Annotated in this window: 24 protein-coding genes; all 24 read left to right on the forward strand. The window is 38.2% G+C overall.

Features of this window, described 5'->3' with window-relative positions; translation table 11 throughout:
• Positions 1-5 precede the first annotated feature (5 nt).
• The 24 genes from rpsC (at position 6) to WKF66_RS04850 (ending at position 13,199) form a co-directional block, all read left to right on the forward strand.
• Positions 6-893: a 30S ribosomal protein S3 gene (gene rpsC / locus WKF66_RS04735; RefSeq protein WP_489673252.1), complete on the forward strand. Its 888-nt coding sequence runs from the start codon at positions 6-8 to the stop codon at positions 891-893.
• 38 nt (positions 894-931) lie between these two features.
• Complete coding sequence (gene rplP, locus WKF66_RS04740) at positions 932-1,354, forward strand: 50S ribosomal protein L16 (RefSeq protein WP_048907441.1); 423 nt, start codon at positions 932-934, stop codon at positions 1,352-1,354.
• 73 nt (positions 1,355-1,427) lie between these two features.
• A complete protein-coding gene (rpmC, locus tag WKF66_RS04745; RefSeq protein ID WP_489673253.1) occupies positions 1,428-1,637 on the forward strand; it encodes a 50S ribosomal protein L29 in 210 nt (69 codons plus the stop codon).
• A gap of 13 nt (positions 1,638-1,650) precedes the next feature.
• Positions 1,651-1,905: a 30S ribosomal protein S17 gene (gene rpsQ, locus WKF66_RS04750; protein WP_230642087.1), complete on the forward strand. Its 255-nt coding sequence runs from the start codon at positions 1,651-1,653 to the stop codon at positions 1,903-1,905.
• Positions 1,905-2,273 (forward strand): 50S ribosomal protein L14, encoded by a 369-nt coding sequence (gene rplN / locus WKF66_RS04755; protein ID WP_410884795.1) that lies wholly within the window; start codon positions 1,905-1,907, stop codon positions 2,271-2,273. The genes rpsQ and rplN overlap by 1 nt, the downstream gene beginning before the upstream one ends.
• Position 2,274: 1 nt before the next feature.
• Positions 2,275-2,613 carry a 50S ribosomal protein L24 gene (gene rplX / locus WKF66_RS04760; protein WP_489673254.1) on the forward strand — a complete coding sequence of 113 codons (339 nt, stop codon included), beginning with the start codon at positions 2,275-2,277 and terminating at the stop codon, positions 2,611-2,613.
• Positions 2,613-3,179, forward strand: coding sequence for a 50S ribosomal protein L5 (gene rplE, locus WKF66_RS04765; RefSeq protein ID WP_489673255.1), 567 nt, complete (start codon positions 2,613-2,615; stop codon positions 3,177-3,179). The genes rplX and rplE overlap by 1 nt, the downstream gene beginning before the upstream one ends.
• Positions 3,179-3,448: a 30S ribosomal protein S14 gene (gene rpsN / locus WKF66_RS04770; RefSeq protein WP_489673256.1), complete on the forward strand. Its 270-nt coding sequence runs from the start codon at positions 3,179-3,181 to the stop codon at positions 3,446-3,448. Before rplE ends, rpsN begins: the two co-directional genes overlap by 1 nt.
• Before the next feature lie 106 nt (positions 3,449-3,554).
• Positions 3,555-3,953, forward strand: coding sequence for a 30S ribosomal protein S8 (rpsH, locus tag WKF66_RS04775; RefSeq protein WP_489673257.1), 399 nt, complete (start codon positions 3,555-3,557; stop codon positions 3,951-3,953).
• 18 nt (positions 3,954-3,971) lie between these two features.
• Complete coding sequence (rplF, locus tag WKF66_RS04780; RefSeq protein ID WP_489673258.1) at positions 3,972-4,529, forward strand: 50S ribosomal protein L6; 558 nt, start codon at positions 3,972-3,974, stop codon at positions 4,527-4,529.
• A gap of 5 nt (positions 4,530-4,534) precedes the next feature.
• Positions 4,535-4,888, forward strand: coding sequence for a 50S ribosomal protein L18 (rplR, locus tag WKF66_RS04785; protein WP_489673259.1), 354 nt, complete (start codon positions 4,535-4,537; stop codon positions 4,886-4,888).
• 18 nt (positions 4,889-4,906) lie between these two features.
• Entirely contained in the window at positions 4,907-5,425 is a 519-nt protein-coding gene (gene rpsE / locus WKF66_RS04790) for a 30S ribosomal protein S5 (RefSeq protein ID WP_489673260.1), read from the forward strand.
• A 4-nt stretch (positions 5,426-5,429) separates the two neighbouring features.
• Positions 5,430-5,609 (forward strand): 50S ribosomal protein L30, encoded by a 180-nt coding sequence (gene rpmD, locus WKF66_RS04795; RefSeq protein ID WP_489673261.1) that lies wholly within the window; start codon positions 5,430-5,432, stop codon positions 5,607-5,609.
• A 112-nt stretch (positions 5,610-5,721) separates the two neighbouring features.
• Positions 5,722-6,168, forward strand: a complete 447-nt coding sequence (rplO, locus tag WKF66_RS04800; protein ID WP_489673262.1) for a 50S ribosomal protein L15 — start codon at positions 5,722-5,724, stop codon at positions 6,166-6,168.
• A 3-nt stretch (positions 6,169-6,171) separates the two neighbouring features.
• Positions 6,172-7,506 (forward strand): preprotein translocase subunit SecY, encoded by a 1,335-nt coding sequence (gene secY / locus WKF66_RS04805; protein WP_489673263.1) that lies wholly within the window; start codon positions 6,172-6,174, stop codon positions 7,504-7,506.
• Positions 7,507-7,523: 17 nt separating this feature from the next.
• Entirely contained in the window at positions 7,524-8,309 is a 786-nt protein-coding gene (gene map, locus WKF66_RS04810; RefSeq protein WP_489673264.1) for a type I methionyl aminopeptidase, read from the forward strand.
• Between the two features lie 70 nt (positions 8,310-8,379).
• Entirely contained in the window at positions 8,380-8,598 is a 219-nt protein-coding gene (gene infA, locus WKF66_RS04815) for a translation initiation factor IF-1 (protein ID WP_048907428.1), read from the forward strand.
• Position 8,599: 1 nt separating this feature from the next.
• Positions 8,600-8,716: a 50S ribosomal protein L36 gene (rpmJ, locus tag WKF66_RS04820; RefSeq protein ID WP_010599887.1), complete on the forward strand. Its 117-nt coding sequence runs from the start codon at positions 8,600-8,602 to the stop codon at positions 8,714-8,716.
• An 83-nt stretch (positions 8,717-8,799) separates the two neighbouring features.
• The gene (rpsM, locus tag WKF66_RS04825) at positions 8,800-9,177 is read left to right on the forward strand and encodes a 30S ribosomal protein S13 (RefSeq protein ID WP_489673265.1); all 378 of its coding nucleotides are present in this window, start codon (positions 8,800-8,802) and stop codon (positions 9,175-9,177) included.
• A gap of 21 nt (positions 9,178-9,198) precedes the next feature.
• Positions 9,199-9,588 (forward strand): 30S ribosomal protein S11, encoded by a 390-nt coding sequence (rpsK, locus tag WKF66_RS04830; RefSeq protein ID WP_048907426.1) that lies wholly within the window; start codon positions 9,199-9,201, stop codon positions 9,586-9,588.
• A gap of 64 nt (positions 9,589-9,652) precedes the next feature.
• Complete coding sequence (gene rpsD, locus WKF66_RS04835; RefSeq protein ID WP_489673266.1) at positions 9,653-10,261, forward strand: 30S ribosomal protein S4; 609 nt, start codon at positions 9,653-9,655, stop codon at positions 10,259-10,261.
• Positions 10,262-10,336: 75 nt separating this feature from the next.
• Positions 10,337-11,329, forward strand: a complete 993-nt coding sequence (locus WKF66_RS04840; RefSeq protein WP_489673267.1) for a DNA-directed RNA polymerase subunit alpha — start codon at positions 10,337-10,339, stop codon at positions 11,327-11,329.
• Between the two features lie 78 nt (positions 11,330-11,407).
• Positions 11,408-11,947 carry a 50S ribosomal protein L17 gene (rplQ, locus tag WKF66_RS04845; RefSeq protein WP_489673268.1) on the forward strand — a complete coding sequence of 180 codons (540 nt, stop codon included), beginning with the start codon at positions 11,408-11,410 and terminating at the stop codon, positions 11,945-11,947.
• Positions 11,948-12,014: 67 nt separating this feature from the next.
• Positions 12,015-13,199 carry a class I SAM-dependent methyltransferase gene (locus WKF66_RS04850; protein WP_489673269.1) on the forward strand — a complete coding sequence of 395 codons (1,185 nt, stop codon included), beginning with the start codon at positions 12,015-12,017 and terminating at the stop codon, positions 13,197-13,199.
• Positions 13,200-13,350 lie beyond the last annotated feature (151 nt).

Below are 13,350 nucleotides of genomic sequence, written 5' to 3' on the forward strand. Positions count from 1 at the left end.
CAGAAATGGGACAAAAAGCACATCCAATAGGAAACAGGTTAGGGATCATCAAAGGTTGGGATTCAAACTGGTTCGGTGGCAACAACTATGCTGATAAATTAGTTGAGGACGATAAAATAAGAAAATATCTTGCTGCACGTATCGCAAAAGGCGGTGTTGCGAAAGTTGTAATCGAGCGTACTTTAAAACGCATTACGGTTACAATCCACACAGCGCGTCCAGGTATTGTGATCGGTAAAGCAGGGGCTGAGGTTGATAAGATCAAAGAAGAGTTGAAGAAATTGACTAAAAAGGAAATTCAAATCAACATTTTTGAGATCAAACGTCCTGAGCTTGATGCACAATTAGTTGCAGAAGGTGTTGCGAAACAATTAGAGGCAAGGATCTCTTTCCGTAGAGCAATGAAATCTACCATTGCGTCAACAATGCGTATGGGCGCTGAAGGTATCAAAATCATGACCTCTGGTAGGTTAGGTGGTGCTGAGATGGCTCGTAGCGAACAGTATAAAGAAGGTAGAATTCCTTTGCATACTTTCCGTGCAGACATTGACTATGCATTAGCAGAAGCGTTAACTACTTATGGTAAAATAGGTGTTAAGGTTTGGATCTGTAAAGGTGAGGTTTACGGTAAACGTGATCTTTCTCCAAACATCGGTGCTACGAGCAATGCTCCAGGTAAAGGTGGCAGACCAGAAGGTGCATTTGCCGGTGGCAGAGAAAGAGATAACCGTGGTGGCGGTGGTGGCGACAGAAGAAACGATAACCGCGGTGGTAGTAATCGTGGCGGAAGTGGAAGAGCCCCAGGTCAAGGTGGTCCCGGTCAAGGTGGTCCAGGCGGTCCCGGTAGAGATAATAGAGGCGGAAATACTCCTAACAGAGGTCCTCGTAAATAATTAGTTAACAGATCGTTTAACGATAATATTAAAATAAAATGTTACAGCCAAAAAGAACGAAGTTCAGAAAGATGCAAAAAGGCAGAATGAAGGGTTTAGCAACACGTGGTGCTGAATTGTCATTCGGGTCTTTCGGGATCAAATCTTTAGAGTCGACCTGGATTACCAGTCGTCAGATAGAGGCAGCCCGTATCGCGGTAACTCGTTTCATGAAACGTGAAGGCCAAGTGTGGATTAGGATTTTCCCGGACAAACCGGTTACTAAGAAGCCAGCTGAAGTACGTATGGGTAAGGGTAAAGGTGCTCCGGAATACTGGGTAGCTGTTGTTAGACCCGGACGCATTATTTTTGAAGCCGAAGGAGTTCCTTTAGAAGTTGCTAAGGAAGCGATGAGATTGGCCGCTCAAAAATTACCGATCCAAACAAAATTTGTAGTACGTAGAGATTACGTAGAGGCATAAGCTAGTTGTGGGTTGAATGTTGTAAGTAACTTGTTATTATAACCGCTAGACCCACAACATAAATAATAATAAAATGAAGAACTCAGAAATCACAGGGCTTTCACAAGAAGAACTAGTAGTCAGGATTGCAGAAGAAAAGGAAAACTTAATTAAGTTGAAATTTGCACATACAATATCGGCTATAGAGAATCCTACCCGCATTAGAAAGGTAAGAAGAGATATCGCCCGATTAAACACTGAAGTGGCTAAGCGTAAAGCAGAGCCAGCTACTGAAACTAAATAACTTTAGAGTCGAAATGGAAAGACAATTAAGAAAAACAAGAAGCGGGTTAGTGGTGAGCAACAAGATGGATAAATCTATAGTTGTAGCGGTAGAACGTAAAGTGAAACACCCGATCTATGGTAAGTTTGTTAAGAAAACTACCAAATTTATGGCTCATGACGAGAAAAACGATTGCGGTATTGGTGATACAGTACTGATCATGGAGACTCGTCCGCTGAGTAAGAACAAGAACTGGAGATTAGTGGAAATTTTAGAGAGGGCTAAATAATGGTACAACAGGAATCAAGATTAAACGTAGCCGACAATAGCGGCGCAAAAGAAGTATTGGTTATCCGTGTACTAGGTGGTACTGGAAAAAGATATGCTTCTATCGGTGACAAAATTGTTGTTACCGTGAAAAGCGCAATCCCTTCTGGAAACATTAAGAAAGGAACCGTCTCTAAAGCAGTAGTTGTTAGAACTAAGAAAGAAATCAGACGTAAGGATGGTTCTTATATTCGTTTTGACGACAATGCAGCAGTATTATTGAATGCACAGGATGAGCCACGTGGTACACGTATTTTTGGCCCTGTAGCAAGAGAGCTGCGTGAAAAACAATTCATGAAAATTGTATCATTAGCTCCGGAGGTTTTATAAAATGAAAAAAGAAATAACAACACCAAAAGTAAAGATCCGCAAAGGAGATTTAGTAAAGGTAATTGCCGGTGACTCAAAAGGTCAGCAAGGAAAAGTACTTACAGTATTAATTACTAAAAGTAGAATCCTTATAGAAGGCGTTAACCTTGTATCAAAACATACAAAACCTAATGCTGCTACTCCGAACGGAGGTATCATTAAAAAAGAAGCTGCTCTTCATATTTCTAACGTAGCATTGATTGATCCTAAATCAGGTGAGATTACGCGCGTTGGCAGAAAGCTTAATGCTGATGGGAAATTAGTTAGGGTTAGTAAAAAATCAGGAGAGGAGATCAAATAATGGCTTACATACCAAGGTTAAAAACTAAATATAAAGAGGAAATCATAGTTGCACTTAAAGATAAGTTCAATTACAAGAGCGTAATGCAGGTTCCTAAATTGGAAAAAATTGCTATCAACCAGGGTGTTGGGCGTTTTTCTGTAACTGATAAAAAGATAATGGATAGCTCTATTTTAGAGATGAGCACCATTTCTGGTCAACAAGCGGTTGGAGCAAAATCTAAAAAAGATATCTCAAACTTTAAATTACGTAAGGGTATGCCTGTTGGTGTACGTGTAACTTTACGTGACAACAACATGTATGAGTTCTTAGATCGTTTAATTTCCGTAGCTTTACCACGTATCCGTGATTTTAAAGGAATTAATGATAAAGGATTTGATGGAAAAGGTAACTATACTTTAGGCATCACTGAGCAAATCATTTTCCCTGAGATCAACATCGATAAGATCAGTAAGATTTTAGGAATGGATATTACTTTTGTAACAACAGCTACTACAGATGTTGAGGCATTGGAACTTTTAAAACAATTTGGATTACCGTTTAAAAATCAAAAAACAGATCAATAATGGCAAAAGAAGGAGTAAAAGCTCGCGAAGTAAAGCGCCAAAAATTGGTGGCTAAGTATGCTGACAAACGTGCAGAACTTAAAGCTGCTGGTGATTTCGAAGGATTAGATAAGTTACCTAAAAACTCATCTCCTGTTCGTTTACACAATCGTTGTAGAATTACTGGACGTCCTCGTGGTTACATGCGTACTTTCGGTATATCGAGGGTAATGTTTCGTGATATGGCTTTAGCAGGAAAGATTCCTGGAGTAAGAAAAGCAAGCTGGTAATACGGCTTCTTTTCGCTTGGTGCAAACTAAGCGTTAATAGAATTTTAACCGATGGCAGGTCGTCCCGAATAAGTAGGAAGGAAACCACTATCACAATTATATAATAATGAATACAGATCCAATAGCAGATTATCTTACAAGAGTAAGAAATGCCATCAAGGCAAATCACAGAATTGTAGAAATTCCTGCATCCAACCTAAAAAAGGAAATTACTAAAGTACTTTTTGATAAAGGTTACATCGCGAATTACAAGTTTGAAGACACGACTACTCAGGGAGTAATCAAAATAGCTTTGAAATATAACGCTATTACAAAGATTCCTGCGATTCGTACGTTGACTCGTATCAGCAAACCAGGTTTAAGGCAATATGCCGGCGTTGATAATATGCCAAGAGTATTAAATGGTTTAGGTATTGCAATTTTGTCAACATCGAAAGGTATCATGACAGATAAAGAAGCAGCTAAACTTAACATTGGTGGCGAGGTTTTGTGTCACGTTTATTAATTAAAGGAGGATAACAAAATGTCAAGAATAGGAAAAGCCCCAATTAGTGTTCCTGCAGGCGTAACAATTAGCGTTTCAAACGATAATGTTGTTACTGTTAAAGGACCAAAAGGAGAACTTACTCAAGTAGTAGATTCCGATATAACAATTAGTCAGGAAGACGGAGTTGTAACAGTTCAACGTCCAACAGAGCAGAAAAGACACAAAGCTTTACATGGTTTGTATCGTTCTTTGTTAAATAATATGGTGATAGGTGTAACAGAAGGTTATAAACTACAACAAGAATTAGTAGGTGTGGGTTACCGCGCAACTAATACAGGTAACACACTTGATCTTGTTTTAGGATATTCTCACCATTATGTTTTCCAGTTACCAGAAGAGATTAAAGTAACAACTACATCTGAGAAAGGTCAGACACCAAAAATCATTTTGGAGAGTATTGACAAACAATTGATTGGACAAGTAGCGGCGAAGATTCGTTCATTACGTGCACCAGAGCCTTATAAAGGTAAAGGTATCAAGTTTGTAGGTGAAGTGTTAAGAAGAAAAGCAGGTAAATCGGCTTCTAAAAAATAAGTATCATGGCAGGGAAAAAATTATCTCGTAGAGATCGTATAAAAAAAGGAATCAGAAAAAGGTTAACAGGTTCTGACAGCCGTCCACGTTTATCGGTTTATAGAAGCAATAAAGGTATTTATGCTCAAATCATTAATGACGTAACCGGTAGTACAATTGCATCCGCATCTTCTTTATCTAAAGACTTTGCAGGTACTGGAAACAAATCTGAGCAATCAATAGCTGTTGGTAAATTAGTTGCTGAGAAGGCAATTGCAGCTGGTATTAAAGAAGTGGTTTTCGATAGAAATGGCTACTTATACCACGGTCGTGTAAAATCGTTGGCAGAAGGTGCCCGCGAAGCTGGTTTAGTATTTTAATCTGAAAATAGGATAAGAATGTCAACTATCAATATAAAAAGAGTTAAGACTAGCGAGGTCGAATTAAAAGATCGTTTAGTTAGCATACAGCGTGTAGCCAAAGTAACAAAGGGTGGTCGTACATTCAGTTTTTCAGCAATCGTAGTTGTTGGAGATGAAAACGGTATCGTTGGTTATGGTTTGGGTAAAGCGAAAGAGGTTACAGAAGCAATTGCAAAAGGCATTGATGATGCGAAAAAGAATTTAGTTAAAGTTCCTTTGTTGCATGGTACTGTTCCTCACGAACAAATCGGTAAATTTTCAGGTGGTTTTGTATTGATCAAACCTGCTGCAGTTGGTACTGGTGTAATTGCTGGTGGTGCAATGCGTGCTGTTCTGGAAAGTGCTGGAGTGCATAATGTACTTGCAAAATCAAAAGGTTCATCAAATCCTCACAACGTGGTTAAGGCGACTGTAGATGCATTAACTAAAATGCGTGACGCATACACAGTGGCTCAACATCGTGGTGTAGATTTAAACAAAGTTTTTAACGGATAATATCATGGCTAGGATTAAAATAACCCAGATAAAAAGCATCATCGATAGAAGCGAGCGTCAAAAAAGAACTATGCAGGCTTTAGGTTTAAACAAAATGAACCAAAGTGTGGAAGTTGAAGCGAATCCTGCTATCATTGGCATGGTACGAAAAGTAAACCACTTGATCGCTATCGAAAGTATCTAATTATTAAGGGTTGTGAATCTGAGTTATATATTTAGATTTGCAACCCTTGTATATTGTTTAACCGTTGACCCTGATTAGTGAAAGCGAAGGGCAACACAATAAGTTTCAAAAAATGAACTTAAGTAATTTAAAACCTGCAAAAGGTTCTACTAAAAATAGTAAGAGAATTGGTCGTGGTACTGGTTCTGGTCGTGGCGGTACTTCAACACGTGGTCATAAAGGTGCTGGATCCCGCTCAGGACATTCTACCAAGATCGGGTTTGAAGGTGGTCAAATGCCTTTACAACGTCGCGTACCTAAGGTAGGTTTCAAACCTATCAACCGTGTAGAATATGTGGGTGTTAACCTTGATGTAATTCAAGAGTTGGCTGAGCGTTTCGAATTAACGAGCATCGATTTTGCACTCTTGCAAGAACATGGTTTGGCTTCCAAAAATGATTTAGTGAAAATCTTAGGTCGTGGAGAAGTTAAATCGAAATTAGAAGTTAAAGCACATGCTTTTTCTGCAACCGCACAAAAAGCTATTGAGGCTGTTGGAGGCTCAATTGAAAAATTGTAATTAATGAAGAAGCTGTTTACTACTTTAAGTAACATTTGGAAAATCCAGGAATTGAAAGAGCGTATTTTATTTACGCTCATGATTCTTGTGATCTATAGATTTGTATCACATGTGGTGTTGCCAGGTGTTGATGCAACACTTTTAGGTGATAATTCGAAGTCAGGCCTATTGGGCTTACTGGATATGTTTGCTGGAGGTTCTTTCTCCCGTGTTTCTATTCTGGCTTTGGGTGTTATGCCTTATATTTCAGCGTCAATTGTAGTTCAGCTCTTAGGAATCGCGGTTCCTTCGTTTCAGAAAATGCAAAAGGAAGGTGAAAGCGGCAGAAAAAAGTTAAATCAGATAACCCGTTATTTAACGGTAGCAATTACTGCAGTTCAAGCGGCAGGATATGCTAAAACGCAGGTTCCGCAGGAAGCCATAATCATTGATCATACATTGTTCCTGGTGTTGTCAACATTTGTGTTGTCGGCCGGTACACTGTTTGTAATGTGGTTAGGTGAGAAGATCACTGATAAGGGTATTGGAAACGGTATTTCAATCATTATCATGGTGGGTATCATTGCACGTTTACCTATCGCTTTACAACAAGAGATTAGTTCAAGATTCGTTGGTGATGGTGGACTTATTGCGTTAGTAGTTGAGATTGTAGCTTTATTTGCAGTCGTAATGTTTACGATCATGATTGTTCAGGGTGTCCGTAAGGTACCTGTTCAATATGCTAAAAGGATTGTTGGTAACAGACAATTTGGTGGCGTGAGACAATACATTCCTTTGAAAGTTAATGCCGCCGGTGTAATGCCGATTATCTTTGCTCAGGCATTGATGTTTATTCCTGCAGCGCTTACTGGATTCTTCCCGTCATTGCAGAATACATGGTTAACACAGTTTAGTGATTATACATCGCTGGCTTATAGCTTAACATTTGCGTTCTTGATTATTGCATTTACTTTCTTTTATACTGCAATCACAGTTAATCCTACTCAGATGTCTGATGACATGAAGAAAAATGGAGGTTTTATTCCTGGTATCAAACCAGGATTAGCTACTTCCAGTTTTATAGATGACGTGATATCTAAGATTACGCTTCCAGGAGCTGTGTTTCTAGCGATCATCGCAATCTTACCTTCATTCGCTGTAAAGTTTGGTATTAAATCTGAATTCGCTCATTTTTATGGGGGAACGTCGTTGTTGATCTTAGTAGGAGTTGTATTAGATACACTTCAACAAATTGAAAGCTATTTATTGATGCGTCATTATGATGGTTTGATGAAAACTGGTAGGGTTACGGGAAGAACAGGTATTCCTGCGGCGACTGGTAGCAATGCCGTGATTTAGTCAATTGAATTATCTAAATGTCTAAAATTTACTATAAATCTTCAGAGGAGATTGAGCTAATCAGAGCAAGTTCTTTGTTAGTCTCTAAAACCTTAGCTGAAGTAGCTAAGATCATTAAGCCGGGTATTACTACCAAGAGTCTTGATGATCTTGCATACACCTTTATTAGTGATCATGGTGCCGTCCCAGCCTTTCTAAACTACAACGGTTTTCCTAACTCTCTTTGTATATCTCCTAATGAGCAGGTGGTTCATGGATTTCCAAATGAATATATCATTCAGGAAGGCGATTTAATTTCTGTCGATTGTGGCGTTATTATGGACGGGTTCTTTGGTGATTCTGCATATACTTTTTCCATTGGAGAGATTAGTGCTGAAAAGCAAAAGCTTGTTGATGTTACAAAAGAGTGTTTACTGTTAGGTATTGAGAAAGCGGTTGTTGGCTCCAGGATCGGCGACATTGGCTTTGCTGTTCAGGATCATGCTGAAAAGAATGGTTTTGGTGTGGTAAAGGAATTAGTAGGTCATGGCGTTGGTGTCAAGCTTCATGAGAAGCCAGAGGTACCGAACTATGGTAAGCGGGGGAGTGGTATAAAGTTAGAGGAAGGAATGGTCATTGCTATTGAGCCGATGATTAATGCGGGGGTTGCTGGCGTTAAATTCTGGTCAGATGGATGGACAGTGACCAGCAAGGATAATAAGCCGTCTGCTCACTTTGAGCATACTGTAGCGGTTAAAAAAGGTCAGGCGGATGTTTTATCCACCTTTTCGATTATCGAAGAAGTTTTAAATAAAAAATACTAATTATTAAAGTTTTTTATTTAATTTTGCAACCCTGTTTGACAACAGCTAATTAAGTAAATATCAATATTATATGGCTAAACAAGCCTCAATTGAACAAGACGGTGTAATAAAAGAAGCGTTATCAAATGCGATGTTCCGGGTAGAACTGGAGAATGGTCATGAGATAATAGCACATATTTCAGGAAAGATGAGGATGCATTACATCAAGATTCTTCCTGGAGACAAAGTTAAATTAGAGATGTCGCCTTACGATTTATCAAAAGGCAGGATTACTTATAGATACAAATAAAATGAAAGTTAGGTCGTCAATTAAAAAGCGTAGCGCGGATTGTAAGATTATTCGTCGTAAAGGTAAACTTTACGTTATCAACAAGAAAAACCCTAAGTATAAGCAACGTCAAGGTTAAGAAATTATTGAAGTATGATTGGATTGAATGTACAGGTTACTCAATCTTTCATTTAATCAAATAATCAAACATTTAGTACAAATATGGCAAGGATATCAGGTATTGATTTACCAAGAAACAAAAGAGGCGAAATTGGATTAACCTACATCTTCGGAATAGGCAGATCAACTGCACAGCGTATATTGACTGAGGCAGGTATCGATTTAAGCAAGAAAGTACAAGACTGGGCAGATGATGAATTATCTGCGATCCGTACTATTATTAATGACGGTGTGAAAGTAGAGGGTGCTTTGCGTTCAGAAGTTCAATTGAACATTAAGCGTTTGATGGACATCGGTTGTTATCGTGGTTTACGTCACAGGAAAGGTTTACCAGTTCGTGGTCAGCGTACTAAAAACAATTCTCGTACACGTAAAGGAAAGAGAAAAACAGTTGCAAACAAGAAAAAAGCTACTAAATAAAATTAGTACTGAATAATAATTATGGCTAAGAGTAAAAAAGTTACCAAAAAGCGTATTGTTGTTATTGAGCCTGTTGGTCAGGCGCACATCAATGCTACTTTTAACAATATCATTGTTACTTTAACAAATAACAACGGTCAAACTATTTCATGGTCTTCTGCTGGTAAAATGGGTTTTAAGGGTTCTAAAAAGAACACTCCATATGCAGCTGGACAAGCAGCGTCTGACTGCGGTAAAGTAGCATTTGATTTGGGTCTGCGTAAAGTAGAAGTTTTTGTTAAAGGTCCAGGTTCAGGTCGTGAGTCTGCAATTAGAACATTGCAAGTTTCAGGTATCGAAGTAACCTCGATCAAAGATATCACCCCGCTTCCACACAATGGATGTCGTCCTCCTAAGAAGAGAAGAGTTTAATTTATAATTTTTAAAGCTAAGAGTCTGCAGCTACAGGTTGCACGATACTTTAAAACAAAAAGCAATGGCAAGATACACAGGACCCAAGTCCAAAATCGCGCGTAAATTCAGAGAGCCTATTTTCGGCCCTGACAAAGTATTAGACAGAAAAAACTATCCTCCTGGGCAACATGGTGCTTCTAAGAGAAGAGGAAAGCAATCTGAATATTCAGTACAGTTAATGGAAAAGCAGAAGGTTAAATATACTTATGGTGTATTAGAGCGTCAATTCCGTAACTTATTCACTAAGGCGTCTTCACGTGAAGGTATCACTGGTGATAATTTATTGCAATTATTAGAAGCCCGTTTAGATAATACGGTATATAGATTAGGTATTGCTACTACCCGTTCAGCTGCTCGTCAGTTAGTTAGCCATAAACACGTTACAGTTAATGGTGAAGTAGTAAATATCCCATCCTATCAATTAAAAGCTGGTGATGTAGTTGCAGTTCGTGAGAAATCTAAAACTCTTGAAGCAATTACGAACTCGGTAGCTGGAAGAATGATCAATAAATTTAATTGGTTAGATTGGAATGCAAGCGAGTTAACTGGAAGGTTCCTTACTTATCCTAATCGTGATGAGATTCCGGAGAACATCAAAGAAAACTTGATCATAGAGTTGTACTCTAAATAAAATATAGGGATAATTGCTTTAGGGCAATTATCTTTTTGCGTTACATTATTTAATAACGATCTAAAAACATTATAAATGGCAATTTTAGCATTTCAGAAACCCGATAAGGTAATCATGCAGAAATCAACGGATTTCGATGGTATATTTGAATTTCGTCCCTTAGAGCCCGGTTTCGGTGTAACAATTGGTAATGCACTCAGAAGGATATTGCTTTCTTCATTAGAAGGTTATGCAATTACAAGTATTCGCTTTTCTGGAGTATCTCATGAGTTTTCTACCATGAAAGGTGTTGTTGAAGATTTAACTGAGATCATTCTTAATTTGAAGCAAGTTCGTTTTAAAAAGGTAGGTGATACTGGTGATACAGAAAAAGTTTTTATAGTTGTAAACGGACAGGATCAGTTTACTGCCGGAGACATCACTAAGTTCTCTACTAATTTTGAGGTTCTTAATCCAGATTTCGTTATCTGTAATATGGAAAAAACGGTTACTTTAGAAGTAGAATTATCTATCAATAAAGGACGTGGTTATGTTCCAGCTGAAGAGAATAAAGTTAATGATGCCGTAGTTGGAGTAATTGCGATCGATTCGATTTTCACACCAATGAAAAATGTGAAATATACGATTGAAAATTATCGTGTTGAACAAAAAACGGATTATGAGAAATTGATTCTTGACATCTCTACTGATGGATCAATCCATCCTGAGGAGGCGTTAAAGGAAGCTGCAAAAATCTTGATTCAGCATTTCATGTTATTCTCTGATGAGAATTTGGTTCTTGAGTCTCAAGCGAAAGAAGAAACTAAAGAGGTTGACGAAGAGATTTTGCATATGCGTAAGATCTTAAAAACTGAATTAGTTGATCTAGATCTTTCAGTACGTGCGTTGAACTGCTTAAAAGCAGCTGATATTCGTACTTTGGCGGATTTAGTATCTTATGACGTAGCTGATATGTTAAAATTCAGAAACTTTGGTAAGAAATCCTTAACAGAAATTCAAGAGCTTGTTAAGTCTAAAAGCTTGACTTTTGGAATGAACTTGTCTAAGTTCAAACTTGACGAAGAATAATAAATAACAAATTATACATAGTGCATAATTCCCTCAGAGTTAACTCGACGAGACGGTATGCATTGAACAAACTAAAAAATGAGACACGGTAAAAAAAATAACCATCTAGGAAGAACAGATTCGCATCGTAGGGCGATGTTAGCTAACATGGCTTCATCGTTAATTAAACACAAAAGGATCTCTACTACATTAGCTAAAGCAAAAGCCTTGCGTATGTATGTTGAACCTTTAATAACAAAATCAAAAACTGATACTACGCATTCACGTCGTATTGTATTTGGTTACTTACAAGATAAAGAAACTGTTACTGAGCTTTTCCGTGATATTGCGACTAAAGTTGCAAATCGTCCAGGTGGTTATACCAGAATTATCAAATTAAACAATCGTTTAGGAGATAATGCTGAAATGGCATTAATTGAGTTTGTTGATTACAATGAGATTTACGGTAAGGAAGTTGAAGGTTCTGAGAAGAAAACAACTCGTCGTGGAAGAAGCAAAGCGAAAAAAGATGATGCTCCGGCAGAAGTTGCTGCAGTTTCTGAAGACAAAGTAGAAGATACTCCAGCAGTGGATGACAGTGCTAAAGTTGACGAATCTAAAAACGATAAAGGAGAGTAATTTGCTCTTGGTATTTGAAGCCCGGTTCATACAGAGCCGGGCTTTTTTATGTATTAAACATTAAGTTATGTCCAGCCAAGTCACCCTGAATGAGCTCAAGGAAGTGTTAATTTCAGTCATTGCCGATAATAAATTGATCAAGGTAACACTTGGCAATTATCAAGGGAATGACAAGCTTTTAAAAAACATTTATATCCGTAAGGTTAAAATAAAGAGGGTTGACAAGCTTTCTTTTACCTATAGGTATCAGACACGTGACCTGATCAAAAATCATGACATAAAAGAGGGAGTCGAATTGATCATCAATCTTTCAAGTTATGACTTTAGAGTATGCAATGTGTTCTGTACAGATAGAGAAATTTATGTTGAACACAATAGTAAGGGTGTCATTGTGTCGCGGCAAAAGATTAGAGCGGTTGATGTAAAGCTTACGCTTTCACATGATAAACCAAAGGAGAGAGCGATCAAGCCTGTTGCTGAAAAAACTTATCTTAATGCATTAAACATCACGGATGCAGAAGGTAAAGTTTATAACAATGCGCAAGACAAGTTTCGTCAGATTAACCATTACATTGATCTTTTAGCGCCGCTAATCAGCGAGTTATCCGCGAAAAAAGTCATGAACGTTGTAGATATGGGATCTGGAAAGGGCTATCTTACTTTTGCTTTGTACGATTACCTGCGAAATATCTTAAACCTTGAAACAAGGGTAACAGGCGTCGAGTTTAGAGAGGATCTCGTCATACTTTGTAATGAAGTTGCAAAAGCTTCAAAATTCGCAGACTTGGTGTTCAGCCAGGGGACGATTCAAGATTTCAATAGTACCGATTTTAATATTTTGATTGCACTTCATGCCTGTGACACTGCAACTGACGACGCAATTTACAAGGGTATCCAGGCCAATGCAGATCTAATTGTAGTGGCCCCCTGCTGTCATAAGCAGATCAGGAGAGAAATGGAAAAATCTAAGGGTGCTGAGCAACTTTCCTTTTTAACAAGGAATGGGGTTTTTCTGGAGCGGCAGGCGGAAATGGTCACAGATGGATTAAGGGCTCTGCTTCTGCAATCAGCCGGCTATAAGACGAAAATTATGGAATTTGTCTCTGATGTTAATACTCCAAAAAATATAATGATCGTTGCTGAAAAGCTGAGCCAGGGGCAACAACATGAAAAGGCGTTAAAAGAGATCTCTGAGTCTATGAAGTTCTTTGGTATTGCCCATCATCATCTGGCTGACCTGATGGGTATTTAATTGCATACAGGTTCTGTCAAGCTGTCACCATTTTATTTCGATTTCGGACATTGGTATAACTGACGTCGTAAATTCTTAGTGATTTTCTGCCAAATGTCTATTGGCACATTGCTTGTTAAGTCAATTGTAAATAAGATTTCATAACAAATAG

It is taken from the genome of Pedobacter sp., from assembly GCF_037719805.1.
In the GTDB taxonomy this organism is placed as follows: Bacteria; Bacteroidota; Bacteroidia; order Sphingobacteriales; family Sphingobacteriaceae; genus Pedobacter.